Raw genomic sequence first — 25,261 nt, forward strand, 5'->3', positions numbered from 1 at the left:
CGGCAGCTCAAACGGGCCATGTTCCTCTCGGCGTTCGCGGCCTTGCATGATCCGGCCTCCCGCGGCTACTACGACAAGTGCCGGGCCCGCGGCAAGACCCACACACAAGCTCTGCTGCGCCTGGCCCGCCACCGCATCAGCGTCCTGTTCGCCATGCTCCGCGACGGAACCTTCTACGAACCCCGAGCACCACGCCCGGCTTGACAAAGAACATAGAGGCACCCCCCCCCCCCCCCGAAAAGCGGCGGTCCCGTCCGTACCGAGCCGGGCGGGACCTGGAGAGGCCGCTGACGTGGGCGGGCGGATCAGGCGCGGGGGTCGAACTCGATCCCGGAGGGCTCGGCCTCCTCCAGGTCGGCCTCGAAGTTGCCGTCCTTGAGGGCCAGGCGGGCGCTGCCGAAGTCGGCGGCCACGAGCTTCTCGCGGATGCCGGACGGGAAGTTGTTCCAGCTCACCAGGTCGGGGTACTGCCAGACCCCGTCGTGGTTCTCCGGCGGGTCGTCGTGGTCGGCGGCGAAGCGGAAGGCGTGGGTGCTCACCCCGTCCTTGTGGTAGACGATCTTGGCGTGGGTGCCCTCCCAGCGGATGTCGGAGGCGGCGCGGGTGTCGTAGTCGCCGTGGGCCGAGGCCGATACGTAGCGCGCCTGGCCGTCCTTCACCCAGACGATCACGTGCTCCAGGTCGTGGCGGTGCCCGCAGCACCCGTGCACGGTCTGGTCCTTCTCGAAGTAGAGCGCGTACATGTAGGCGCACCAGCCGCTGGGGTCGCACTCGGCGCGCGCGTAGGAGTTGGTGTTGTCCAGGTCCCAGCCGTCGCGGCAGCTGCCGTTGAGTGCACCGGAGGTCTTCAGTCCGGTCGCGACCGTGCCGTCGGCGCCGATCGCCGGGGTGGGATAGCAGCCGTCGGTGTCGTAGTCGAAGGCGGGCTGCCACGTGCCGTCGGGTGCGGCCACGCTGGCGGGGAGCGCCTCCGGCGGATCGGCGAAGGCGGGGGAGGCGGGCAGGACGGCCAGCGCCGCCGCAGCGGCGAGAGCGAGCGCCCCGCGCCGCCGGCGCCGCGTGCGGGCGCGGCCGGGAGAAGGGGCGGGTTCGGATTCGCCCGGCCGCGGCGAAGCGGGGCGGCGGGTTTTCCGGACAGGCGAAGAAAAGGCGGAGGACACGCGTCCTCCGCCCATGGCGATGATATTCATCGAGCGGGGTATCCGATCTGCGCTGACAGTTTTCGTCTGATCTCGTCGGGGCAGGGGCGGGAATCGGTGATCGGAGTGGTGAGGGAATCGCAGTACGTCGGGATTCAGCGCGCACACGGCGCTCCAGCGGTTCGCCCGCCCGAATGCGCGCAAGGTCCGCGCAAGGGGTGCGGACGGTTGCAGCGTGGTCGGGAAAGGCTCCCGTGCGGAATCCGGTTCACAATGGCGCGGCAAACGTAGCGGAGTCCGACGGCTACTGCAAGGGGTCGTGCGGATGCTCTGCGTGGCATTCCCACTACGTCGACGCGATTCCACCGGTGCACCGCCCCATTCCCCCGCAGCCGGTATTGATGGGCCCGTGCCGCCGTGCGCCGCGTCCGTTCAGCTCAGCCGCGCCTGCTTCGCCGGAGGCGTCGGACCGGCCCCGGTCGGCCGTTGGGCACTCTGAGTGCTTTCCGTATCACCGATCGGAGTCGATGTGCTTTGCGTACATCGGCGGCGCCCCACCCGGGTAGCACAGTCCACGACCGAAACGTGATCCACATCATGCTTTTGGGGGAGCTATGGCTGAGAACAGGGGCGTCGCCTACGCGGGTCCCGGCCGCGTAAAGCTCGTCGACATGGACTACCCCGAGTTCGTCCTCAAGGACGGCCCCGGCGTGAACCCGGCGAACGTGGGGCGGCCTGTGCCCCACGGCGTCATCCTCAAGGTCGTCGCCACCAACATCTGCGGCAGCGACCAGCACATGGTGCGCGGCCGCACGACCGCGCCGGAAGGGCTGGTGCTGGGCCACGAGATCACCGGAGAGATCATCGAGAAGGGGCCCGACGTCGAGTTCCTCGATGTCGGCGACCTCGTCTCGGTGCCCTTCAACATCGCCTGCGGCCGCTGCGCCAACTGCAAGGCGCGCCGTACCGGCATCTGCCTCAACGTCAACCCGGACCGGCCGGGATCGGCCTACGGCTACGTCGATATGGGCGGCTGGGTCGGCGGCCAGGCGCGCTACGTCCTCGTGCCCTACGCCGACTGGAATGCGCTGCGCTTCCCGGACAAGCAGCAGGCCATGGAAAAGATCCTCGACCTCACCATGCTCAGCGACATCTTCCCGACCGGCTTCCACGGCTGCGTCACCGCGGGGGTGGGCGTGGGCTCCACGGTCTACATCGCCGGTGCCGGACCCGTCGGGCTCGCCGCGGCGGCCTCGGCACTGCTGCTCGGCGCCGCCGTCGTGATCGTCGGCGACCTGAACAAGGAGCGCCTGGAGCAGGCGCGCGCCATCGGCTGCGAGACTGTCGACGTCTCCGAGCAGGACCCGCGCGACCGGATCGAGCAGCTTCTGGGCGTGCCGGAGGTCGACGCAGGGGTCGACGCGGTGGGCTTCGAGGCCCGCGGCCACGGCGCGGACGCCGCGCACGAGGCGCCGGCGACCGTGCTCAACACGATGATGGAGGTCACCGCCGCCGGCGGGTCGCTCGGCATCCCCGGTCTCTACGTCACCGGCGACCCCGGTGCCGCCGACGAGGCCGCGCGGAATGGCTCGCTGTCCATCCGCATCGGACTGGGCTGGGCGAAGTCGCACGCGTTCTTCACCGGCCAGTGCCCGGTGATGAAGTACCACCGCCAGCTGATGCAGGCGATCCTGCACGACCGGGTGCAGATCGCCCGGGCGGTCAACGCCACACCCATACAGCTGGAGCAGGCCGACCGCGGTTACCAGGAGTTCGACAAGGGCGCCGCCCGCAAGTACGTCCTCGACCCGCACGGACTGCTCGGCTCCGGCTGAGCCTGCCGTGTCGGCCGGTCTCCCCTCTCCGACGGCGGGCGAGGGGAGAACCGCGCCGCGGCGGGGCCGTGCGCCCCTCCGCGGCGCGGACGCTTCCTACGGACGAGGTTCCGGCGATGCGCCCGCCCCGGCGGCGGCGCGCGCCCGCGGGCGGCCGCGGCGGAGACGACCCGTCCGGAGGTGGAAGCGCGCCCCGACGCGGCGTCTACTCTTGCGTCGGGTCCCGCTCGCCCCGACCGCACCCCGATCACGGCAAGGAGCCCCGACGCCATGACGACGGCCCCCTCGGCACCCCCGCGCCCGCGCTCCCAGCGCAAGCTCGACACCCTCGCCCGACTGGAGTCCGACGTCGACGCCTGGGTGGCCACGGCGGGCGGCCCCGCCGGCACGCCCTACATGGTGCCGCTGTCCTTCCTGTGGGACGGCGCGACGCTGCTGCTGGCCACGGTCGCGGCGAGCCCGACCGGGCGCAATCTGCGCACTTCCGGGCGGGTCCGGATCGGGGTCGGTCCTCCCCGTGACGTGGTGCTCGTCGAGGGCGAGGCCGAGGCCTTGGCGGCGGCCGAACTGCCGCCGAGGACCCTCGACGCGTTCGCCGCCAAGACCGGTTTCGACCCGCGGGATTCGGAGGGCAACCTCTACTACCGCGTCCGTCCGCAGCTCGTCCAGGCCTGGCGCGAGGTCGACGAGCTGCCCGAGCGCGACCTGATGCTGGACGGCAGTTGGCTGGTGTGACCGCCGCCCGGGGGGTCCGCGGCGACGCCGCGGAGCCCCCGCCGGGGTTGGCCGCGCCGGACCCCGTCGGGGCTGGCGCAGCGGAGCCGGAAACGGGGGACAATAGGGCGATGAGCGACAGCGAACGCGGCATCGGCGCCAGCGTGCCCGCCTGGGCGCTGCCCGTCCGGATGCGGGTCGAGACGCACGACGGCCACCGCTGGGTCCTGTACGTGGCGGTGGGCGGGCTCCTCGCGGGCGCGGCCATGGCGGTCTTCGGCCTGCCCCCGGTCGAACTGCACAGCCCGCTGCACTACATGGGCGTCATGATGCCCACCTGCGGCGCCACCCGCGCGGTGTGGGCCGCCATGAGCGGCGACCTGGCGATGTCCCTGCGCTACAACCCCCTGGGGATCGTCCTGGTGGCCGGCGCCTTCGCCACCCTGCTGCGCCTCGCCGCAGGGCTGGTCACCGGGCGCTGGGTGAACGTGCGCGTCGTCTCCTGGCCCGCCGCCGCCGTCGTCGCGACCGTCCTGGTGATCGCCCTGGAGGTGAACCAGCAGCTCAACCGCGACCTGCTGCAGACCTCCGCCGAGGACGCCACGCCGCTGGCCACGATGGCGGTCTACGCCGTCGGCGCGGCGCTGGCGGCCGTGGTCGCGGTGGTCAGCACGCGCTCCGGCCGTGCCGCCCGCGGCGCAGGCCGTGCGTCCGCGCGCTGATCCGCCCGGAGCGAGCGCGGCGGCCGGGGCGCGAGAGGGAAGCCGCGCCCCGGCCGCCGCATGAGGGGGCGATTGGGGTGTCGATCGGCCGGGCGAGCCCCGACCGTTCCGAGGCCTAGCGCAGGGGCCCGACGGGCTCGCTCAGCCGGTCGATCTCGGCCTGGGTACCCCAGAACTTCACCAGCACCTCGCGTCGCGGGCGCGGGCCCAGGTAGCTGCCCAGCAGGAACAGCGCCAGGGCGACGGCCGAGGACGTCGCGATCGGGAACATGCCCAGGGCCAGTCCCGGAGCCCAGTTGTTGACGACCGTGTACCAGGCCATGCCGCCCGCCATCCCCAGCCCCGCGCCGAGTGCGTTGGCCCGTTTCCAGTACAGCCCGAGCACCAGCGGGAAGAAGAACGCCACCTCTAGGCCCCCGATGGCGTAGATGACCAGCAGCTCCAGGTAGTCCGGCGGGTTCAGGGCCAGCACCAGCACGATCGCGGTGAGCCCCAGCGTGGTCGCCGAGGTGACGACCGAGGTGCGGCCGTCGCTGATGCGCGGGTTGACGTAGGTGACATAGAGGTCGCGCACGATGGTGCCGCTGACCACCAGGATCATGGCGTCCACCGTCGACATCACCGCCGCCAGCGGCGCGGCGAACAGCACGCCGGCAAGGCCCGACGGCAGCACCTCGATGATCGTCATCGGCAGCGCCAGGTCGCCGACCTCCATGTCGGGCCGGAAGTAGCGCGCCATCATGCCCATCGTCAGAAAGCCCAGGGTGATGACGGTCATCACCAGCGGGCCGACCTTCATCGCGGTGTGCACCGAACGGGAGTCGCGGTAGCTCATCGCCCGCACGGCCAGGTGCGGCAGCACGCCGAACATCAGGCCCAGCTGCAGCGAGTAGGAGGCGATCATCTGCGGTGTGAACCCGGCCGGACCGGGCAGCGTGAACAGCTCCGGGCTGGTGCTCATCACCTGCTCGTTGACCGGGCCCATGCCCCCGGCCGCGACCAGCAGCGCCACCCACACGGCCACCGCGCCCACCAGCATGATCACGCCCTGCAGCACGTCGCTCATCGCGTCGGCGAGGAAGCCGCCGAAGGTCGTGTAGAGCGCGATCAGCGCCGCCAGGCACACCAGCAGGACCGTGTAGTCGGCGCCGGTCGCCGCCTCCAGCAGCCGAGTGCCGCCGACGAACTGCGGCACCATGTAGGCGGTCAGGAACACGACGATGCCCAGCGAGCTGACGATCACCACCGCCGGGTTCTCGTAGCGGTGCCGCAGCATGTCCACGATCGACAGCGCGCCCAGCTTGCGCCCGACGATGGCGAACTTCTTGCCTAGCACCGCCAGCGCGATGAACGCCGTCGGCACCTGGAAGACCGACACCAGGATCCAGCCGTAGCCCTGCCCGTAGACCAGGCCGGGGCCGCCGATGAACGTGCCGGCGCTGGCGCCGCTCGCCAGCAGCGTGAACATCAGCAGCAGCCAGCCGAGCGAACGCCCGCCCATGTAGTAGTGCTCGGTCTTGTGGCCTTCGGCGACCGCCCGGCGCCGCTGGAAGCTCCACCAGGCGATCACCAGGAGTGCGACGGCGTAGAGCAGGATCGGGATGATGACGCCCCAGCGCATGGTCGGCTACCTCTCGTCGGGCTCCCCGGCGTCGCCGCCGGCGGAGAGGGGGATGTCGGTGAAGAAGCGGTGGACGAGGATGAAGGCGATTCCGGAGAAGAGCAGGCAGGCCACGGGTACCGACCAGAAGAACCAGGCGGGAAAGCCCATGACGAAGGCGATCTCGTCGGCGGCCTTGCCCCCGCCCAGCAGCCAGGCGGTCGCGGTGACGGCGACGGTGAACGCGCCCCAGTAGGCCAGCGCGATGAAGAGCTCCCGTTTGGCGGTGCGGTAGCGCGGGTCCTCCTCGAAGTCGGAGTCGCCGGTCCGGGTGGCGGGTTGCGGCATGGTTCTCACATCCCTTCGGGATCCGGCAGCGGGTGTTCGGCCAGGCCGTCCACCAGAGCCGAGACCAGTGGTATCCGGTGCAGGGTGGCGTCGACGTCCACCCACTCGTGTTCGGCGTGCGGCCCGCCCCCGACCGCGCCGAGCCCGTCGAGGACGGGGATTCCCAGCGCGGCCACCAGGTTGGCGTCGGAGATGCCGCCGACGGCGGCCGACTCGGGCGGCCGCGCGCCCAGCTCGCGCGCGTGCCGCTCAGTCCGCTCCAGCAGGGCGGCCGTCGCGCTCTCCTCCATCGGCGGCCGGTTGATCCCGCCCTCGACGTGCACCTCGACGCCGGTCGACGCGGCGGCCAGGCGGCGGATGCTCTCGTCGGCGCGGCGCTGGTCGGCGGCGGTACTGGCGCGCACATCCAGGTGCAGCTCGGCGTCGTCGGGGACGGTGTTGACGGTATGGCCCGCCCGCGCGAGTGTCGGGGTCACCGTCAGCCCGCGCTCCGGCGCGCCGAGCCGCTGCGACTCGGCGACCAGCTCGGACATCCGCACGAGGGCGTTGCGCCCCTTGTGCGGCTCCAGTCCGGCGTGGGCCGAGCGCCCCCGGCAGCGCAGGGTGTAGATGGACCACCCCTTGCGGGCGCGCTTGAGCGCTCCGCCCTCGGCGGCCCCTTCTAGCACGAGCACGGCCCCGCACGTCCGCGCCTCGGCCTCGATCAGCTCCCGGCTGGCAGCCGAGCCCACCTCCTCGTCGCCGGTCACCAGCAGCGTGACCGGCACCTGCGGCTGCAGCTCCGCCATGGCGTACAGGGCGACGAGCAGCCCCGCCTTCATGTCGAAGACGCCCGGCCCGCGGGCCCGGCCGTCCTCGACCGCGAACGGGCGCTCCGCCACCGTGCCCAGCGGCCACACCGTGTCGCGGTGCCCCAGCAGCAGCACGCGGCCGGGAGCCCGCGCGTCGCCTTGGCGCCAGATCAGCGCCGAGGGCCCGTCCGCCAGCGCGATACGCTCCGGCGCGGCGCCGGCGACCGCCTCGCCGACCTCGGCCAGGCGGTCGCCGCACCTCTCCACCGCGGCTGCGTCGGCCGACGGCGACTCCGCATCGACCAGCGAGCGCAGTGCGGAGGTGAACTTCCCCTGCATCGGCATTGCCTCCCCGGATGACGTATAGCCGCCAGTTTCGGCGAGTGATCGTCGCGCTGTAATGATCCGCTGGTATGAAGAACCGCACGGAACTTGTCGTCTGCGACAAGGAGGTGGGGCAGGTGCACGGACCGACGCTGAACACGGTGGTCGAGGCAATCGGCGCGAACCTGCTGTCGGTATGGGCCGAACCGCCCGACCCCGCGGTGCTCTGCCACGGCGTCGTGATCCACGACTCCGCCGCGGAGTTCGCCGCCGAGCCCGGCGACCTGCTGCTGGCTGTGGGCGTCGACGAAGCGGGCGCCCCCGAGGTGCTGGAGGAGGCGGCCCGGCGCGGCGCCGCCGCGGTGGTCGTGCGCGGCTCCGCCGAGATGCGCGAGCGGCTGAGCGCGCTCGCCCGGCACGCCGGTGTCGCGCTGCTCGCGCTGGAGTCGGGCACCGGCTGGGCGGAGCTCTCCGGCCAGCTGCGCGGCCTGCTCGCCACCGCGGGCGCCGGCCTGGACGCCGAGGCATCCGCCCCGCCCGTGCGCGAGCTCGCCGACTTCGCCAATGCGCTGTGCGAGTCGGTCGGCGGTTCGGTGATGATCTTCAACCCGCAGCAGGAGGTGCTCGCCTCCTCCCGGCTCGCCGACTCCGACGACGCGATGCGCCGGCAGGCGGCCCTCGACCAGCGCGGCCCCGCCTGGTACCGCTCGCGCCTGCGCGAACAGGGCGTCTACCGGCGGCTGTGGCGCGACGGCGACGTCGTCGACATACCGGCCGTACCCGAGCAGGGGATCAACCGCCGCTTGGCCGCGGCGGTGCGCTCGGGCGACGAGATCCTCGGGTCCATCTGGGTGGCCGAGCGCGGAGGCCCGCTGCCCGAGGACGCGCCGGTCGTGCTGCGCCGGGCCGCGGCGTCGGCCGGGCAATACCTCTCGCGGATGGGGGTGCGCACGCAGACCCGCCGCCGCGCCGCCGAGTCGGCCGCCCGCAGGCTGCTGGACGGCACCGCCGAGGACGAGGCGCTGGAGTGGCTCGACGTCGACCGGGACCGGCCCGCGGCCGTCCTCAGCTGCGTCTTCGCCGACGGACGGCCGCATGACACGCGCGCGTTCGCCGACCTGCTGAGCGTGCACCTGCCCGCCCTGGACCATCCGGCGGTCCCGGTGGCCTCCCGCGGGCGCGTCGACGTGCTGCTGTGCGGGGTGGAGGGCCGCGGCAGCGCAGAGCTGGCCGGTGCCGCCCGCGAGGTGGTCGAGCGCGCGGCCGGCGCGGCCGGCTGCGCGGTGCTGGGCGCGCTGGGCACGGTCGTTCCCGACGCCGGGCGCGCCCCCGGCTCCCTCGCCGAGGCGGACCTGGTGCTGCGCGTGCTGCGCGACCGGGGCGCCGCGCACACCTGCGTCGTGCATCCCGGCGAGGTGCGCGCCGCCATCGGCGCACTCGTACTGGCCGACCTGGTGGCCGAGGACGCGCGCTTCGCCGCCGGTCCGGTGCCCGACCTGCTCGCCTACGACCACCGGCACCAGACCGACTACGCCGCCAGCCTGGCCGCCTACCTCGACGCGTTCGGCGACGTGATCGGGGCCTCCCGCGCGTTGCACGTCCATCCCAACACCCTGCGCTACCGGCTGCGCCGCATGGGGCAGATCTGCGGCATCGACCTCGACGATCCCGACGACCGGCTGGTCGCGGCCCTGTCCCTGCGCCGGTCGGGTTTGGACCTGCGCACAAGGGGGACGGCCGAAGTTCAGAGCCGGGCATGAGGCCCGGGCCCGCCCGCCGCCGCCATACTGGCGACGTGAGCAACCGACGCGAGCCGGGCGTGCTGAGGGCGTGTCCGGCGCAGGACCGCCGCCCGGCGCGGGCCCCGTGCGGGGGCGGGTGCCGTCCCCGCCGCGCACCGGCGGCGCGCAAGCGCACGGCGGCGGAGCGCGAATGAGCACCGCCGCGCGCCTGAAGAGGGCGGCGCATGCGGCCGTCGAGCGCCGCGCCGACGCGATCGAGGCCCTCAGCGGCGAGCTGATGCACACACCCGAACCCGGCTACGCCGAGCACGCCACCGCGGCGCGCTTCGGCTCCTGGCTGGAGGATCTGGGGCTCACGCCGCGCACCGGGCTCGCCGGTACGGGGGTCGGGGCCGTGCTGCCCGGCCGCGGCGACGGGCCGCGCGTCGCGCTCGTAGGCGAGCTGGACGCCCTGGTGCTGCCCGAGCACCCCTTGGCCGACCCGGCTACCGGTGCGGCCCACGCCTGCGGCCACCACGCCCAGATCGCCGCCGTGGCCGGTGCCGCGGCCGGCCTGCGCGAAGTGATGGCCGAGCTGGACGGGTCGGTCGCCCTGATCGCCGCTCCCGCCGAGGAACTGGGCGAGGCCGACGCTCTCCTCGACGCCGCGGCCGGCGCAACCGGCGGTGCGAAGCGCTCCGACCGGGCCGAGTTCCCCGTCGGCAAGGCCGAGCTGCTGCGCACGGGAGCCTTCGACGGGGTCGACATGGCCCTTCTCGCACACACCGGGCGCGGTGGCGGCCCCCGCTTCTCCGTGGGCGACACGCTCAACGGGTCCTGCCTCGTGCGCGCCCGCTTCGGCGGCCGCTCCGCCCACGCCGGGTCGAGCCCCTGGCTGGGCGTCAACGCCCTCAAAGCCGCCACCGTAGCCGCCCACGCGCTCGACGCCCAGCGCGAGGCCTTCCCCGAGGACGATCGTGTGCGGATCAACTACCTGGTCACCGGGGGCCACGGCACGCTGGGCTCGGTGCCCGCCTCGGCCGCGCTGCACGCCATGGTCCGCGCCGTCGGCGTCGATGCGCTGCGCGGCGCCGCGGAGGCCGTGGCCCGCTGCGCACGCGCAGGCGCACTCGCCCTGGGCGCTCGGGTCGAGACCGACACGCTGCTCGCCTACCTGCCGCTGCAGTCGGCCCCGGCGCTGGACGACGTCGTCTCCCGCAACGCCGGGCCCGTCGTGGGGGACGCGCCGACCGCCCGCGGCCGCCACCTGGGCGCCTGCACCGACATGGGCGATCTCGCCCACGTCATGCCGGTGTCCCACCCCTACTGCGGGGGCGCCGCAGGCGACCACCACAGCAGCGACTACCGCGTCGTCGACCACCGCGCCGCAGCCGTGGAACCGGCGCTCTACCTCGCCGGTACCGTCGTCGACCTGCTCTGCGAGGGAGCCGGGGAGGCCCGCCGGGTGCTGCGCGAATCACCGCCGCGCATGTCCGTACCGGAGTACCTGGCCCTGCGCCGCAGCATCACCCGCCGCCGGACATGGGAGGAAGCGTGAGCCGCACAGTTCTGGTCACCGGAGCGTCGGGAGGGATCGGCGCGGCCGTCGCCCGCCGGTTCCTGGACGAGGGAGCCGCGGTCGTGCTGAGCGAACGCGACGAGGAGCGGTGCGCGGCCGCGGCCGCGCAGTTCGCTGCGCCCGAGCGCGTCGGCACCGTCGCCGCCGATGTCGCCGATCCGGAAGCGGCCCGCGCCTGCGTCCGCATCGCCTGGGAACGCGCCGGCGGGCTGGACGTGCTGGTCAACGCGGCCGGTGTCTACCCGAGCCGCCCGCTGCTGGAGATGAGCGACGCGGAGTGGCGGGGCGTGCTCGCTCCCAACCTCGACGGGCCGTTCGCCCTGTCGACCGAGTTCGCCCGCGCCCTGGTCGCGGCGGGCCGTCCCGGGGACATCGTCAACATCACCTCCGGAGCGGGCGAGCGGGCGCGGCGGGGTGCGGCGCACTACTGCACGTCCAAGGCCGGGTTGACCATGCTGACCAAGGCGCTCGCCCTGGAGCTCGCCGAGCACCGCATCCGCGCCAACGCCGTCTCACCGGGGTTCATCGAGGTCGGCAGCGACGTCAACCCGCTCCGGCCCGACTACGTCCGCGCCGTGGAGGCCGGGCGGCCCTGGCCGCGGCCCGGTTCCCCCGACGACGTCGCCTCGGCCGTGGCCTACCTGTGCTCCGGCGGCGCCGAGTGGATCACCGGTACGACCGTCACCGTCGACGGAGGGGCGGGGGCCGGCAACGCCGCGCTCCCGCCGGCCTGAGGAGGCACCGCGATGCCGCACGGATACGTCTGCCTCACCTTCGACTTCGATGCGCTGTCGGTGTGGGTGAACCGCGGCCAGCTGACGGCGACCCCGCGCTCGCGCGGCGAGTTCGCGGCGGTGGCCGTGCCCCGGCTGCTGGACGCGCTGGCGCGTCGCGGGCTCGCGGCCACCTGGTTCGTTCCCGGCCACACCGCGCGCACCTATCCGGAGCTGTGCCGGCGGATCCGCGACGGCGGGCACGAGATCGCCCTGCACGGTTACGCGCACGAGAACGTCGCCGTGCTTGAGGAGGACGCCGAGCGGGCGGTGCTCGACCGCTCGATCGAGGCGCTGCGGGAGGTCGCCGGCACCGAGGCCCGCGGGTTCCGGGCGCCGGCCTGGGACCTGTCGGAGAACACCGTGGCGCTGCTGAACGAGCGCGGGCTGCGCTACGACAGCTCCATGATGGGCCACGACTACGCGCCCTACCGGTGCCGCACCGGCGACCGGGTGGACGCCGAGGGCACCGTCTGGGGCGAGGAGACCCCGCTGGTGGAGGTGCCGGTCAGCTGGAGCCTCGACGACCTTCCGCACTTGGAGTTCCTCAGCTCCCCCGCGCGGACGCTGCCCGGTCTGGGCGACGCCGAGCGCATGTTCGCCGACTGGGAGCTGGACCTGCGCTACATGCTGCGCGAGACCGAGCAGGGAGTGCTCACCGTCACGCTGCACCCCCAGGTGATCGGCCGCGGCCACCGGCTGCTGCGGCTGGAGGAGTGGCTGGACCGCGTCGCGGCGTACGGCGTAGAGTTCGCCACCGTCGGCGCGGTCGCCGACCTGGCGGTCGGCGGCGCCCGGCTCGGCCGCCCCAAGGCGGCACCGCCGCGCGGCTGAGCCGGACCCGCACCCCTGCGCCGGGCCGGCGAGCACCCGGCTCCGCCGCCGGCGGAGCCGATGCGGCCCCACCGGGATAGTGTCGGGGGCCGCGGAGGCGTGGGCGTGGGCGTGCTCGCGGGAAGCGCCGCACCGCGGAGTGCCTGCTGCACCGTCTGCTCGGCCGCGGGGCCCGCGCCGACGTGGCGCGGGCATGCGGAGCGTGAAGGGAGCGGGCCGTGGGCCGTCGTTTCGAGGAACTGGACTGGCGTCCGACACCGATGGGCGACCTCGTGCTGCGCCGCAGATGGGACCCCGTCTTCCGCGCCGACGTCCACGAGATCAAGCTCGGCGAGGACTTCCTGATGTCGAGCCTGTTCACCGTCGCCGAGGAGGAGATGGCCCGGCTCGCCCTAGGCGAGCCGGAGCGGGGCCCGATGGACGTGGCGGTCGGCGGCCTCGGCCTCGGGTTCACCGCCGAAGCCGTCCTCGACCAGCCCGGGGTGGCCTCGCTCGTGGTCGTCGAGGCGCTGGGCGAGGTGATCGAGTGGCACGAGCGCGGGCTGATCCCGGCGGGCGCCCGGCTGACGGCCGACCCGCGCTGCCGGTTCGTGCACGGCGACTTCTTCGCGATGAGCGGGTCGGAAGACGGCGTCGACCCGCAGGAGCCGGGGCGCCGCTTCCATGCTGTCCTCGTCGACATCGACCACTCGCCGCGCCACCTGCTCGACGAGAGCCACGCCGGCTTCTACGAGGCGGAGGGCCTGCGCCGCCTGTCCCGCCTGCTGCACCCCGGCGGCGTCTTCGCGCTGTGGTCCAACGACCCGCCCGAGGCGCGCTTCTCCGCAGTCCTCGGCGAGGTCTTCGCCGAGGTGCGCGCCGAGGTCGTCGCCTTCCCCAACCCGCTGCAGGAGCGCGACGCGGCCAACACGGTCTACCTCGCGACCGCCCACTCCGCCTGACGCGCCGGTGCGCCCGCCGCCGACCGGGTCGGCGGCGGGCGCGGTGCCGGATGCGGCCGCCGCGGTGCTCCGCCCGGCCGCATCCGCCGATCAGCCGCAGTTGCGGGCGGCGCTCGTGCTGGAGGCGACCACGACGTCGACTCCGCCGGGAGCGGTCAGGTGGAGGGCGTTGACGGTCAGCCTGCCGTCCTCGCGGACCTGCTCGTTGACCACGAGCTTGGTGCCCGCGGCCCCGAGGTCGACCTCGAGGTTGGGCGTGTCGCCCACGTCGACCGGCGTCCCGGCCACCGTCAGCTCCATGTCGACGCTGCCCGACTGGTCGTCACACGTGCTCGTCGAGGTGGAGCGCACTCCCGAGAGCCCGACCACCGGCAGTCCCGGAAGCCCGATCGAGGCCTCCTCCACACTGGCGGTGGAGGTCGCGGCGCTCGGCCCGGTCTGGGCGGCGACCTCGGTGCAGAGCGTGTTCGCCGACAGAACCAGCGCGCTGACGTTCTGCGCGCACTGCGGCCCGACCGTCTCGGCGCGCGCCGTGCGCACCTCGCCGGTGTCGGGCGTGGGATCGATCGACACCGGCAGTCCGAGCACCGGGACGTCCGCCTTGATCCCGTAGGAGCGGCCGGTGACGTACTGGAGCCGCAGTTCCGAGGAGGCCTCCGAGGGCTCGAAGGCCGTGCTGCCCTCGAACCGCGCGGTCAGCGGGACGGTGGCGTCGTCGGTGAGGGGCTGGTCGACGGCGTCGATGGTGCATGTGGCGGTGCCGTCGGTGTTCGTGGTGCCTTCGCAGGTCTGTTCGTGGTCTGCGGTGCCGAGGGTGAAGGCGACGGTGCGGTCGGCGACGGGGTCGCCGCCTTCCTCGGTGAGTGTGGCGGTGAGTTCGGGGGCGGAGCCGTTGGAGACCGACTCGGGGCCGGTGTAGGCCAGCTCCGTCGCCCGTGTGACCACGATTTCGGCGGAGGCCTCTGCCGAAGCGAAGTCGTCGCCGCCGGCGAAGCCGGCCGTCAGCGGGACGGTGGCGTCGTCGGTGAGGGGCTGGTCGACGGCGTCGATGGTGCATGTGGCGGTGCCGTCGGTGTTCGTGGTGCCTTCGCAGGTCTGTTCGTGGTCTGCGGTGCCGAGGGTGAAGGCGACGGTGCGGTCGGCGACGGGGTCGCCGCCTTCCTCGGTGAGTGTGGCGCTGAGTTCGGCGGCGGAGCCGTTGGAGACCGACTCGGGGCCGGTGTAGGCCAGCCGGGTGGGAGCGGGCTCCGGGTCCGGCGGGTCGCCGTCACCGCAGTTGGTGCTGGTGACCAGCGGATCGTCGCCTTCGGTGTAGTACTCCATCTCCTGGCCGTCGAGGACGACGCGGACCGGGTCGCCGTCGAGCTTCTGCTCGAAGTGCAGATGGGCGCCGAAGGAGCCCCCGGTGTTGCCCACCGCGCCGATCACGTCGCCCTGGCTCACGTCGTCGCCCGCGGCGACGTCCACGGAGTCCAGGTGGGCGTAGAGGGTGGAGTATCCGCCAGCGTGGTCGATCTCGACGTAGTTTCCGTAGCTTCCTTCGGCGAAGTCCACTGTCGACACGGTTCCGCCGGCGCTGGCGCGGGCGTTCTCGCCCAGGGCGTCGGGGCGCTGGAAGTCGACGGCGGGCCGGGGACTGTGGTCTCTGCGGGTATTCGCCTCCCACTGCTGATCGCAGTCGAACGGCGCCAGGAAGTCGTCCGGAAGCGCGGTCGGGGAGGGGGGTTCTTGCGGGTCGGCCTGTGCTGCGCCCATCGGGGTGAGAGCGAGCAGGGCGGCCGCCAGCGCGGCGGTCAGCGCCGTTCCCCGTCCCCCGCGGTGGCGGCGGGCGGGGCGGGGCGATCGGGCAGAGGCGGCCTTTTCCGATTGCGGATTCGGCATGCGGTATTCCTTCGGTCGGGATCTGCCGTCCGCGAGGTGACACTAGGGTGCCGAATCCGCGTACCGGAAGGAATTGGCCAATTTCGGACGAAGATCGGCGGATGATCATTCTGGTTCGATCACTGCGCCGGTGAATCGGGGGCGGCCGTTTCTGCGGCACGGTATTGGGCGCCCAGGAAAGGACTGCGCCGGTCATACGGGAGTATTCCGCTCCGAATGCGTTCGCGGCCCGTCGCAGTCGCGGCGGGAGTCCGACGGGTCCGGACCGACCGGCGCCCGTCGAAGAAGAGGGCCGCCGTCGGGAGCCCCGCGGTCGGCGGCGCGCGACCGGCGGCCGTCAGCGGCCCGCCGCGTATCCTTGCATGCCGCGCGGGTTGGCCGCCGCGGAGACGACCCCCGTCTCGGGGTCGCGCGCGACGGCGCACAGACGGCCCTCCGACCACGCCTCGCCCACGGTCACGTCGTGCCCGCGCCGGCGCAGCTCGGCGATCGCCGCCTCGCCCACGCGGGACTCGACGGTGATCGAGCCCGGCCGCCACGCTCGCGGGTAGAAGGAGCCCGGGAAGCTCTCGGTGTGCCAGTTGGGCGCGTCGATCGCCCCCTGGAGGTCGAATCCGCCGCGCACCGCTCGGCGCAGGGCCGCCGCCAGGAAGAAGTGCAGGCTCCACTGGTCCTGCTGGTCGCCGCCCGGGGTGCCGAAGGCCATCACCGGCTCGCCGCCGCGCAGCGCGAGCGAGGGCGTCAGCGTGGTGCGCGGCCTGCGGCCGGGGGTCAGAGAGTTGGGCAGGCCCGGCTCCAGCCAGGTCATCTGCAACCGGGTGCCGAGGGGGAACCCGAGCGCGGGCACCACCGGGTTGGAGTGCAGCCACCCGCCGCTGGGGGTGGCGGCGACCATGTTGCCGTGCCGGTCGACGACGTCGACGTGACAGGTGTCGCCGCGGGTCCCGCCGTTCGGGGCCACGGTCGGCTCTCCCGCGCCCGCCGCCGGGGCCGCGACTCCGGTGCGGGACAGCGCGTCGCGGCCCAGCCGCGGCGTGCGGCCGCCGGGCGAGCCCGGGCGCAGCTCGTGGGAGGCCGCGCTGCCGACGAGGGAGCGGCGCGCGCGGTTGTAGGCGTCGGAGAGGAGGTCGGCGAGGGGCACGTCGGCGGCGTCGCCGTACCAGGCCTCGCGGTCGGCCATGGCCAGTTTGGTGCCCTCGGTCAGGGTATGCACGTACTCGGGCGTGCCGTAGTCGAGGGCGTCCGGATCCTCGGGCAGGAGGGCGAGCTGCTGGAGGAAGACCGGGCCCTGGCTCCACGGCCCGGCCTTCAAGACGCGCCAGCCGTTCCAGTCGTAGCCGACCGGCTCCTCGTAGGAGGCGGCGAACGAAGCCAGGTCGTCGCCGGTCAGCACGCCGGCGTGGCGCTCGCCGGAGGAGTCCAGGGTCGGCCGGGCGGCGAAGGCGGCCAGCTCCTCGGCGACGAAGCCCTCCCGCCAGACGCGGCGCGCGGCCTCGATGGTGCTCTCACGGTCCCCGCCGGCGGCCCGCGCCTCGCCGAGGAGCCGGCGCCAGGTGGCCGCGAGCGCCGGGTTGCGCAGCAGGCCGCCCGGCCGCGGCGGACGGCCGCCGGCCAGGTACAGCTCGGCGGAGCTCGGCCACTCCGACTCGAACAGCTCCCGCACCGTCTCGACGGTCTCGCCGACACGCTCGACGGCGGGGTGGCCGCGCTCGGCGTAGCCGACGGCATAGGAGAGCACGTCGTCGAGCGGCTTGGTGCCGTGGTCGCGCAGTAGCAGCATCCACGCGTCGAAAGCGCCGGGGACGGCCGCGGCGAGCGGGCCGGTTCCGGGCACCAGGTCAAGGCCCAGCCCGGTGTAATGGTCCACTGTGGCCCGGGCGGGGGCCGGGCCCTGGCCGCACAGCACCAGCGGGCGGCCGCCGGCCGGCGCGAGGATGATCGGCACCTCGCCGGCGGGGCCGTTCAGGTGCGGCTCGACGACCTGGAGCACGAAGCCGGCGGCGACCGCGGCGTCGAAGGCGTTGCCGCCGTCTTCCAGTACTGCCATGGCGGTGCCGGAGGCCAGCCAGTGCGTGGAGGCCGCCATGCCGTAGGTGCCCTGCAGGGTCGGTCTGGTGGTGAACAACGGGCGAGGCCTCCTCGGCGCGTCCGGACGCCGGCCGGATCGGGGGTAGCGGGGGCGGGCCGGCCGGAGCCCGCGTGATCCGATGGTAGGACCTGCGGGCTCCGGTGGACAGCCGACCGCATGCGTGGGACGGACGGTCCGGGCGGTGGGTTCAGGCGCGGTCGAGGCGGGCGATCTCCTCGTCGCTCAGCTGCAGATCGGCGCCGAGCGCGCTGTCGTGCACGGTCTCCGGCCGCGAAGAGCCCGGAATGGGCACCACGACCGGCGATTTGGCCAGCATCCAGGCCAGGCACACCCGCTGCGGGCTGACGCCGCGGGTCTCGGCCACCGCCGCGAACGCCGAGTAGCGCGAGCCCAGGTCGGCGGCCTCCCTGATGCCGCCCAGCGGGCTCCAGGGCAGGAATGCGACGCCGAGCTCCTCGCAGAGCCGCAGCTCGGGCTCGCTGGAGCGGAACTTCGGCGAGAACTGGTTCTGGACCGAGGCCAGGCGCCCGCCCAGCACCTTGTGCGCGGAGCGGATCTGGTCGGGGTCGGCGTTGGAGATCCCCGCCATCAGGATCTTGCCCTCGTCCAGCAGCTCGGCCAGCGCCCCGACCGACTCGGCGTAGTCCACGCCGGGGTCGGGCCGGTGGAACTGGTAGAGCCCGATGGCCTCGACACCGAGGCGGCTCAGGGACTCCTCGCACGCCCGCTTCAGATACTCGGGCCGGCCGTCCAGGGTCCAGGTGCCGTCGCCGGGCCGCAGGTGTCCGCCCTTGGTGGCGACGAGCACGCCGTCCCCGGCTGTTTTGGCGGCGGCGAGCGCCTCGGCGATGAGCGACTCGTTGTGGCCGACCTCGTCCGCGTCGCGGTGGTAGGCGTCGGCGGTGTCGATGAGGGTGATGCCCTCATCCAGCGCCGCGTGGACGGTCGCGGTCGCGCGGGAGCGGTCGGGCCGGCCCTCGATCGACATCGGCATGGCGCCGAGTCCGATCGCGCTGACCGTGCGTCCTCCGATACTGCGGTTGTGCATGATCCGGGTCTCCCGAAAATCGGATGGCGTATGCGGTGCGCCCCGGAAGCCGGCCGTTGGTCCGCCCTCCGCGGCGCTCCCAGCTTCACGCCGACCCCACTAAGCTGTCCAAGAGAATAAACCGATGGAACTGTTCGATTGCGGTGATCAATCGTGGAGCTGCGCCAACTGGAGTACTTCGTCGCGGTGGCCGAGGAGCGCCACTTCACCCGCGCGGCCCAGCGGGTGCTCGTGGCACAGTCCGGGCTGTCGGCGTCGATCCGCTCCCTCGAACGCGAGCTGGGCGCCCGCCTCTTCGTGCGCAGCACCCGCCGGGTGGAGCTGACCGACGCCGGCCGGGCCCTCCTGCCCGAGGCGCGGCACGTCCTCGCGAAGGTCTCCGGTGCCCGCGACGCGGTCGCCGCCGTCCAGAGCCTGCTGCGCGGCACACTGACCGTGGGCAGTCTGCAGTGCCTGGCGGCCCCCGACGTCCCGGCGCTGCTCGGCCGCTTCCACGGCAAGCACTCCGGCGTCGAGATCCGGCTCCAGCAGGACGGGGCCGCGGCGCTGCTGGAGGGAGTCCGCCGCGGCGCGGTCGACGTCGCCTTCACCTCCACCGGCGCGGGCACCACCGCCGACCTGGAGGAGCTGCCCATCGGTGCGGAGCCGATGGTGCTCGCCTGCGCGCTCGCCCATCCGCTGGCCGAACGCGGCCGCGTCGCGCTGGGGGAGCTCGACGGCGCGGCGTTCGTCGACTTCGGCCCCGCTTCGGGCATCCGGGAGGAGGTCGACGCCATGCTGGCCGGAGCCGACGCGCGCCGCCGCGTCGCGGTCGAGGTCAACGACGTCCACTCGCTGCTCGCGTTCGCCGCGCAGGGGCTGGGCATCGCCCTGGTGCCCGAGCACTTCTCGGTCAAGACCTCCGAGGCGCGCTTCGTCCCGATCGAGGACGCGCCGCAGTGGCGCACCGCGGCCGTCACTGCGGCGGGAAGCGCCGCCGGCACCGCCGCCCGCGCGCTGCTCGCCATGGTCGAGGAGGACCTCGCGCCCGGCCGCGGCACCCCGGCCGCGGGCCGCCGCGGCTGAGCGGGACGCGGCAGCCGCCCGCGCCCTATCCGCCGATCCCCGACCGTACCGCCTCGTGCCGGTTGTGTGCGGCGTCGGCGGGGGTGAGGTCGCCGCCGCGGACGTTGCCCGCGTCCACACGCGCGACCGCGCGGAGGCAGGTGCCCTTGGTGGTGCCCGGACACCTCCTCGCCGCCGGAGTGGACGGCGGCGGTCAGGAGATCAGGAACTCCTCCTCGACATATCCGTAGGCGGCGAGATCCTCGGTCGAGGACAAGAACGGAGAGGTCCGGCCGATTTCGTCGGAATCCGGGTCTGCGGGCGGCGTTCCCGGAAGCGGGCTCCGGATCTCGGGCAGGGGGACGGGGATCGGTACTTGCACCGGAGTTTCCGCGAGCGCGAATTCGGCCGCTCGGTTCCCGGGAAGCCGGTGCTGCGCCGCAGGCTCCGACCGGCTCCGAAGCAGGGCTGGCGGAGCAGCGGCGCCCGCCGCGGTCGCGGCCGCCGCGGCCCCGCTTTCCCTTCCCCTTCCCGCTTCCGCTTCCGCTTGCGCGCGATAGGCTGTTCGCACCGACGGTCCCCCTCGGGGGAGTGAGGGGGCGGTCCCGTGAGTCCGATCGAGACCGGGAGCGCTGCGCGGCGCCGCGGCCGCATCCTGAACATCGTGCTGTGGGTGGTGCAGATCCTGCTCGCCGCCTTCTTCCTATTCCAAGGCGGCACGAAGCTGGCGGGCAGCGAGGACGCGGTCCGCCTGTTCACCGACCTCGGCGCAGGGCAGTGGCTGCGGTACGTCACCGGCGTCTGCGAGGTCGCCGGCGCTGTAGGCCTGCTGATCCCGCGGCTGTCCGGTCTGGCCGCGCTGGGGCTGCTGGGCGTCATGGCCGGAGCGACCGCCGGGAACCTGCTCACCCCCGGTTACCACTCCTTCGCGGCGCAGACCGTCGTGCTGGGCGTCGTCTTCGCCCTTGTGGCGTGGGGCCGCCGGCCCCGGACGCGCGAACTGGCGGCGCTGGTACGGCGGTGAACGCGGATCCGGCCGCGGTGCGCCGCCTCAGCCGGCGAGCACCCGGTGGACCTCGACGCCGACCGGGCCGCCCGGTGCGGTCGGCAGGCGCAGCTCCCCCACGAAGAAGGCGGTGTTGAGCCAAACCGGACCGCCCTCGGGCGCCTCGAACACCGGGCGGGTGGCGCAGGACCGCGCGCCCGCGCCGGAGTTGCCTAGCCCCTCGTTGACGACCGAGATCACCGCCCCCTCGGCGGTGCGGATCTCGTAGCGCGCCCAGACGTGCACCCCGCCGTCGGGGCGCACGAGGTTCCAGTCCGCGCCGCCGGGCAGCACTTCGCCGGCCAGTGCGGGGCCGCGGACCGAGCCGCCGACGATCGGGATCACCCGGCGGTACCCCGCGGGGGTCAGGCCGACTTCGCGGACCTCTCCGAGCTCGACGGTGACGGTGAAAGCGTGCTCCAGCGCGAGGGCCATCGGGCTCCGTCCGGGTAGGGCTGCGGGCGTGCGGGAGGTCCGTACCCGCGAAGGCGCCCCGCCTCCCGAGGAGCTCCGCCGCCGAATCGGCCGAGCGCCGCGCGTCCGGCGCCTCCCGCCGCCCGATTCTCGCAGGAAGGCCGGGCCGCGTCCCGCGGTCATCAGCGCGCGGGGGAGCCGTCCGGGGCCACGGCGACGACCTCGACCCCCGCGTTCCAAACGGCGCCAGTGCCGCGGTCGGGATGGTGCGGGTCGAAGCCAACGACCCCACCGCCATCGGCCGGGCGCTGGACGCCGGCGCGGCGGGCGTCATCGTCCCCATGGTCGACACCCGCCCGCCCATCACGCCGATCTTGTAGCTATCGCAAATGGAAATCGGTTTCCTTCACGATAGCTACAAGATCAACGGGGTTCGGTCCCTGTGAGTCGGGTGCCCACCGCTCACGCCCGCCGCAGACCCGCCTCGTGCGCCAGGACGGCGGCCTGCACCCGGTTCCGCAGCCCCAGGCGGGCGAGGATCGCGCTGACGTGGGCCTTGACGGTGTCCTCGGCCAGGTGCAGCCCTCGCGCGATCTCGGCGTTGGAGGCGCCCACCGCGAGCAGGGCCAGCACGTCCTTCTCGCGGCGGCTCAGCACGTCGACGCGCTCGCGGGCCTCGGCCGCCGGCGCCGTCGGCCGGTTCCGCAGGTGGGCGACCACGCGCCGGGCGACCTGCGGCGACAGGAACGCGCCGCCGTCGGCGACCGCACGCACCCCGGCCATCAGCTCCTGCGGCTCTGCGGTCTTGAGCAGGAACCCGCTCGCGCCTCCGTCCAGCGCGCGGGTGATGTAGTCGTCCTGGCCGAACGTCGTCAGGATGGCGACCGCCGTACGCGGCGACACGCGCAGGATCTCCGGTACCGCGCTCAGCCCGTCGGTCTCGGGCATCTGGATGTCGACGAGCGCGACGTCGGGACGGTGCACCCCGGCCAGCTCGACGGCCCGGCTCCCCGTACCCGCCTCGGCGACCACCTCGATATCGGGGTCCGCGGACAGGATCGTGGCGATGCCCGCCCGGATCAGGGCCTCGTCGTCGGCGAGTACGACCCGGATCACCGGGCGGCCCCGCCGGCTCCGGCGCCTTCGCCGACGGGCACCGCCGCCTTGGCCGCCAGCCGGCCCTCGGCGAAGCACAGCCGGTAGGCGGTGGTGGCGGCGCCCGGCAGGGCGATCTCCGAGCGGTAGTAGCGGCACCGGGCGCCGTCGGCGGGCGCACCGCTGCGCTCGGACGGCGGGTCGAGCATCCGCATCGCCGGAAGGACCTCCTCGACATGCCGCTGCTCCTGGCCGATGCGCAGGCGGGCGAACTCCTGCGGCTCCAGGACCGATCCGGCGGAAACGTAGCCGTAGTATCCCAGCCACGCCGCCGCCAGCACGCCGAGCAGCCCCGCCGGCGCCAGCACCGCCGCACCCAGCGCGCGGCGCTGGGAGGCGGAGTAGCGCGACTCCAGTTCCGCGGCGCTTGTGCCGCCCGTATCGGCCCCGGCGGCGGCCGGGGGAAGGTGCGCGACCACCTCGAAGCCGCCGTCGCTGCGGACGCCCGATGCGATGGTGCCGTCCAGCGGGCGCAGCCGCCGCGCCAGCCCGGCCAGCCCGCTGCCGCCGGAGGCGCCGGCCGCGCTCGGAGCTCCGCGCGGCGCTGTGTTGCGCACCCGTACCGTGCACCCGCCCTCCGCACCCTCCTCGGCGTCGACGCGCACCGCGGCGCCCGGCGCGTGCTTGGCCGCGTTGGTCAGCGCCTCCTGTACCACCCGGCACAGCGCCCGCTGCGCCGCGCCGGAGCCGCGGTCGAGCAGCTCTGCACCGTGCACCGCGACGTCCATGCCCGCGTCGCGGGCGCGGTCGACCAGCTCCACGGCGCTCTGGCTCAGCGGGTCGCCCGCCAGCGGGTCGCCGGTCTCGCGCAGTATCCCGATGATCTCCTGCAGCCGCTCGACCGCCGCGGCCGCGCCCGACCGCACCTCGCCGGCCGCGCGCCGCAGGTCCCGTTCGCCGTAGTCCGGCGCCACCTGCATCGCACCGGCGCGCACCACGACCAGGCTCAGCTCGTGCCCCAGGGAGTCGTGCATCTCCTGGGCGATACGGGCTCGCTCGCGCATCCGTTCGTGCTCGGCCACCAGGTTCCGCTCGCGCTCCAGCAGCTCGGCGCGCCGCCATCCGAGCGAGGCCGCTTCCGCGCGATTGCGCAGGTAGCGGCCGAGCAGCCAGGGCAGCACCGCGACAAGCACAGCCGAGGCCGCCGTGGCGAAAGCGCTCGTCACCGTGGCGCGGCCCAGCAGCGCGGCGGTCGGTTGGAGCACCAGCAGCGCCGCGGAAACGCCGAGAGCGAGCCGGTCTCGCGCGGTCAGGCGCCCGCAGAGGAATGCCAGGACGCCCACGGCGGGGGAGGCGACCGACACAATGCCGCCTCCGGCGAGCGCGGCGCCGCTGTCCGCGGCCGCGCACAGCGCGAGCACCGCCCACAGCACGGTCCCCCGCCGCGCAGTGCCTGCGGTGCGCACGGCGGGGGAGGGGGTTGGCGTGTCGTCGATCGGCTGCACGGTGCCAACCGTACAGAACGCCTGCGTCGGTATCTTCGCCCGTCAGTGGGGGGATCGCGGGGGCGGAGCGCCACGAAGGAGGGGGTGGCGGGCCTCCGGGCGCCACGAAGGTGCGGGCGCGGCCGGGCACGTTCGCATGATGCGCTGCGGGGCGCCGGCTCCCTAGCGTTTCCGGGCAGGCATCGGGACCACGTGGGAGGAAGACCATGCTGCTCAATCGAGGCCGCCCGCGCGCCCCGCGTCGGCGCGAACCGCTCGGAGGGCGCCGCCGCGCAGCAGGCGCGGCCGCAGTGTGCGCCCTGGCCGCGCTCGCGGCGTCCGGTCCGCCCGCGGCCGCGCAGGAGAGCGGTGTGAGCGCCGCGCGGCTTGACGCCTTCGCCGAGCGCTATGTGGAGCGCACCGGGCTGCCGGGCGCAACCGTCGCCGTAACCGAGGGGCGCGAGACGGTGCTCACCGCCGGCTACGGCCGCACCTCCGACGGCGCACCCCTGACCGCCGACTCGCCGATGCGGATCGCCTCGCTGAGCAAGTCGTTCACCGCGCTGGCCGTCATGCAGCTGGTCGAGGCGGGCCGGGTCGAGCTGGACCGGCCGGTGCAGCGCTACCTGCCGGAGTTTCGGGTCGCCGATCCGCGCGGCGGGCGGATCACCGTCCGCCACCTCCTCGACCAGAGCTCGGGCATGTCCGACCGGACGTTTCCCGACGCCTCGCGCCCCGACCAGCCCCAGTCACTGAAGGAGGCCGTCGCGCAGCTGCGCACCGCCGGCCTTTCCGCCGACCCCGGCAGCGAGTGGAACTACCACAACCCCAACTACCACGTCGCCGCGCGGCTGGTGGAGAAGGTCGGCGGGCTCCCGTTCGGCAGCTATATGCGCCGGGAGGTGTTCGCGCCTGCGGGGATGGACGACACCGTCGCGCTGGAGTCGTCGGGGGCGCCGAGCCCGGGGCTGGCGAACGGGTTCGTCCGCGCCTACGGGGCGGACATCGCGCTGCCTGAGCCCGACCACTTCAGCGCCGGGTCCGGCGGGATGGTGTCCACCGCCGAGGACATGGCGCGATGGCTCGTCCTCCAGCAGAGCGGCGGGCGCTCTGCCACGGGTGAGCGCGTGGTGTCGGCGGCGAGCGTCGCCGAGATGCATGCGCCCTCCTCCCACGACGGCCGCTCCGCGCTGGGCTGGATGCGGCGCGAGCCTGAGGAGGGCGACCACGCCCGGTTGCCGCAGACCTGGCACGGCGGCGCCCTCTCCACCTACTCCTCCTACCAGTTCCTGGTGCCTGAAACGGGCTACGGCGTCGCGGTGCTGCTCAACACCGGGATCGCGCTGACCGAGGAGGATTCGGCGCGCCTCGTCGACGGACTGCTGGCGCTGACGGAGGGCCGCACACCCCCGGAGGGCGGTTCGTCGCTGTGGAAGGTCGACGCCGTGTTCGGGGTGCTCACCGCGGCCACGGTCGCACTGGGTGTCTGCGGAGTGCTGCGCAGCGGCGACTGGGCGCGGCGCCGCCGGGGCCGCCCGCTGTGGCGGACCGCCGGTCGGCTGCTCGCCTACCTCGTCCCGCCGGGCCTGCTGGCCGTCTTCCAGCCCGCCGTCGACATCCTGCTGGGAGGCAGGGACGGCACGTGGCTGCAGCGCTTCTACGCGATCCCCGCCGAACTGTCCTTCCTCGTTCTCGCCTCCTTCGTCTGCCTGGGGGTCGTCGCGGTCCGCGTCACCGCCCTCGCGCGGGAGAAGCGCCGATAGGCGGCCGGGTCCCGCCGCCGGCCGCGTCCGGCGCCGGGACCGCCGACCGTCGGGGGCGCGGCGGCGGAAGCCGGGCC

General features: G+C 74.0%; 22 protein-coding genes and 1 pseudogene. 12 read left to right on the plus strand and 11 right to left on the minus strand.

Annotation, left to right across the window (positions count from 1 at the left end):
- A pseudogene (locus RM446_RS01790) lies at positions 1-204 on the plus strand (IS110 family transposase); the annotation flags it as partial.
- Positions 205-305: 101 nt separating this feature from the next.
- On the opposite strand, the gene RM446_RS01795 reads toward RM446_RS01790, so the two are convergent.
- Complete coding sequence (locus RM446_RS01795; RefSeq protein ID WP_311543279.1) at positions 306-1,190, minus strand: NPP1 family protein; 885 nt, start codon at positions 1,188-1,190, stop codon at positions 306-308.
- A 563-nt stretch (positions 1,191-1,753) separates the two neighbouring features.
- Here RM446_RS01795 and fdhA point away from each other — a divergent pair.
- The 3 genes from fdhA (at position 1,754) to RM446_RS01810 (ending at position 4,410) form a co-directional block, all read left to right on the plus strand.
- Positions 1,754-2,974, plus strand: coding sequence for a formaldehyde dehydrogenase, glutathione-independent (gene fdhA / locus RM446_RS01800; protein WP_311543280.1), 1,221 nt, complete (start codon positions 1,754-1,756; stop codon positions 2,972-2,974).
- A gap of 270 nt (positions 2,975-3,244) precedes the next feature.
- A complete protein-coding gene (locus RM446_RS01805; protein WP_311543281.1) occupies positions 3,245-3,709 on the plus strand; it encodes a pyridoxamine 5'-phosphate oxidase family protein in 465 nt (154 codons plus the stop codon).
- Positions 3,710-3,819: 110 nt separating this feature from the next.
- Positions 3,820-4,410, plus strand: coding sequence for a DUF2752 domain-containing protein (locus tag RM446_RS01810; protein WP_311543282.1), 591 nt, complete (start codon positions 3,820-3,822; stop codon positions 4,408-4,410).
- 115 nt (positions 4,411-4,525) lie between these two features.
- On the opposite strand, the gene panF is transcribed toward RM446_RS01810, so the two are convergent.
- The 3 genes from panF to RM446_RS01825 are packed head-to-tail and all read right to left on the minus strand — an operon-like array spanning position 4,526 to position 7,494.
- The gene (gene panF / locus RM446_RS01815; protein WP_311543283.1) at positions 4,526-6,031 is read right to left on the minus strand and encodes a sodium/pantothenate symporter; all 1,506 of its coding nucleotides are present in this window, start codon (positions 6,029-6,031) and stop codon (positions 4,526-4,528) included.
- Positions 6,032-6,037: 6 nt separating this feature from the next.
- Complete coding sequence (locus RM446_RS01820; protein ID WP_311543284.1) at positions 6,038-6,358, minus strand: YhdT family protein; 321 nt, start codon at positions 6,356-6,358, stop codon at positions 6,038-6,040.
- A 5-nt stretch (positions 6,359-6,363) separates the two neighbouring features.
- Positions 6,364-7,494 carry a M20 family metallopeptidase gene (locus RM446_RS01825; protein WP_311543285.1) on the minus strand — a complete coding sequence of 377 codons (1,131 nt, stop codon included), beginning with the start codon at positions 7,492-7,494 and terminating at the stop codon, positions 6,364-6,366.
- A 68-nt stretch (positions 7,495-7,562) separates the two neighbouring features.
- Between RM446_RS01825 and RM446_RS01830 the strand changes: the two genes are divergently transcribed.
- From RM446_RS01830 to RM446_RS01850, 5 genes are all read left to right on the plus strand, one after another.
- Positions 7,563-9,233: a PucR family transcriptional regulator gene (locus tag RM446_RS01830; RefSeq protein WP_311543286.1), complete on the plus strand. Its 1,671-nt coding sequence runs from the start codon at positions 7,563-7,565 to the stop codon at positions 9,231-9,233.
- Positions 9,234-9,405: 172 nt separating this feature from the next.
- A complete protein-coding gene (locus RM446_RS01835; protein ID WP_311543287.1) occupies positions 9,406-10,752 on the plus strand; it encodes a M20/M25/M40 family metallo-hydrolase in 1,347 nt (448 codons plus the stop codon).
- Positions 10,749-11,507, plus strand: coding sequence for an SDR family NAD(P)-dependent oxidoreductase (locus RM446_RS01840; protein ID WP_311543288.1), 759 nt, complete (start codon positions 10,749-10,751; stop codon positions 11,505-11,507). The genes RM446_RS01835 and RM446_RS01840 overlap by 4 nt, the downstream gene beginning before the upstream one ends.
- Positions 11,508-11,519: 12 nt before the next feature.
- The gene (locus RM446_RS01845) at positions 11,520-12,380 is read left to right on the plus strand and encodes a polysaccharide deacetylase family protein (protein WP_311543289.1); all 861 of its coding nucleotides are present in this window, start codon (positions 11,520-11,522) and stop codon (positions 12,378-12,380) included.
- A gap of 218 nt (positions 12,381-12,598) precedes the next feature.
- Complete coding sequence (locus tag RM446_RS01850; RefSeq protein WP_311543290.1) at positions 12,599-13,321, plus strand: polyamine aminopropyltransferase; 723 nt, start codon at positions 12,599-12,601, stop codon at positions 13,319-13,321.
- A 90-nt stretch (positions 13,322-13,411) separates the two neighbouring features.
- Here the strand turns inward: RM446_RS01850 and RM446_RS01855 are convergent, their stop codons facing one another.
- The 3 genes from RM446_RS01855 to RM446_RS01865 all read right to left on the minus strand — a co-directional run bounded on the left by RM446_RS01855 (position 13,412) and on the right by RM446_RS01865 (position 18,339).
- Positions 13,412-15,202: a M23 family metallopeptidase gene (locus tag RM446_RS01855; RefSeq protein ID WP_311543291.1), complete on the minus strand. Its 1,791-nt coding sequence runs from the start codon at positions 15,200-15,202 to the stop codon at positions 13,412-13,414.
- A 337-nt stretch (positions 15,203-15,539) separates the two neighbouring features.
- Positions 15,540-17,288, minus strand: coding sequence for a gamma-glutamyltransferase family protein (locus tag RM446_RS01860; protein WP_449657170.1), 1,749 nt, complete (start codon positions 17,286-17,288; stop codon positions 15,540-15,542).
- A gap of 190 nt (positions 17,289-17,478) precedes the next feature.
- The gene (locus RM446_RS01865) at positions 17,479-18,339 is read right to left on the minus strand and encodes an aldo/keto reductase (protein WP_311543293.1); all 861 of its coding nucleotides are present in this window, start codon (positions 18,337-18,339) and stop codon (positions 17,479-17,481) included.
- Positions 18,340-18,492: 153 nt separating this feature from the next.
- Between RM446_RS01865 and RM446_RS01870 the strand changes: the two genes are divergently transcribed.
- Positions 18,493-19,404, plus strand: a complete 912-nt coding sequence (locus tag RM446_RS01870) for a LysR family transcriptional regulator (protein ID WP_311543294.1) — start codon at positions 18,493-18,495, stop codon at positions 19,402-19,404.
- Between the two features lie 193 nt (positions 19,405-19,597).
- Here the strand turns inward: RM446_RS01870 and RM446_RS01875 are convergent, their stop codons facing one another.
- A complete protein-coding gene (locus RM446_RS01875) occupies positions 19,598-19,765 on the minus strand; it encodes a hypothetical protein (RefSeq protein WP_311543295.1) in 168 nt (55 codons plus the stop codon).
- Positions 19,766-19,990: 225 nt separating this feature from the next.
- Between RM446_RS01875 and RM446_RS01880 the strand changes: the two genes are divergently transcribed.
- Complete coding sequence (locus RM446_RS01880; RefSeq protein WP_311543296.1) at positions 19,991-20,407, plus strand: DoxX family protein; 417 nt, start codon at positions 19,991-19,993, stop codon at positions 20,405-20,407.
- 27 nt (positions 20,408-20,434) lie between these two features.
- Here the strand turns inward: RM446_RS01880 and RM446_RS01885 are convergent, their stop codons facing one another.
- The 3 genes from RM446_RS01885 to RM446_RS01895 form a co-directional block, all read right to left on the minus strand.
- A complete protein-coding gene (locus RM446_RS01885) occupies positions 20,435-20,863 on the minus strand; it encodes a DUF3237 family protein (RefSeq protein WP_311543297.1) in 429 nt (142 codons plus the stop codon).
- 441 nt (positions 20,864-21,304) lie between these two features.
- Positions 21,305-21,958, minus strand: a complete 654-nt coding sequence (locus RM446_RS01890; RefSeq protein WP_311543298.1) for a response regulator transcription factor — start codon at positions 21,956-21,958, stop codon at positions 21,305-21,307.
- A complete protein-coding gene (locus RM446_RS01895) occupies positions 21,955-23,442 on the minus strand; it encodes a sensor histidine kinase (protein WP_311543299.1) in 1,488 nt (495 codons plus the stop codon). Before RM446_RS01895 ends, RM446_RS01890 begins: the two co-directional genes overlap by 4 nt.
- Positions 23,443-23,792: 350 nt before the next feature.
- Between RM446_RS01895 and RM446_RS01900 the strand changes: the two genes are divergently transcribed.
- Positions 23,793-25,184 carry a serine hydrolase domain-containing protein gene (locus tag RM446_RS01900; protein WP_311543300.1) on the plus strand — a complete coding sequence of 464 codons (1,392 nt, stop codon included), beginning with the start codon at positions 23,793-23,795 and terminating at the stop codon, positions 25,182-25,184.
- The last annotated feature ends 77 nt before the right edge of the window (positions 25,185-25,261 follow it).

It is taken from the genome of Streptomonospora wellingtoniae, from assembly GCF_031845375.1.
GTDB classification, from domain to species: domain Bacteria; phylum Actinomycetota; class Actinomycetes; order Streptosporangiales; family Streptosporangiaceae; genus Streptomonospora; species Streptomonospora wellingtoniae.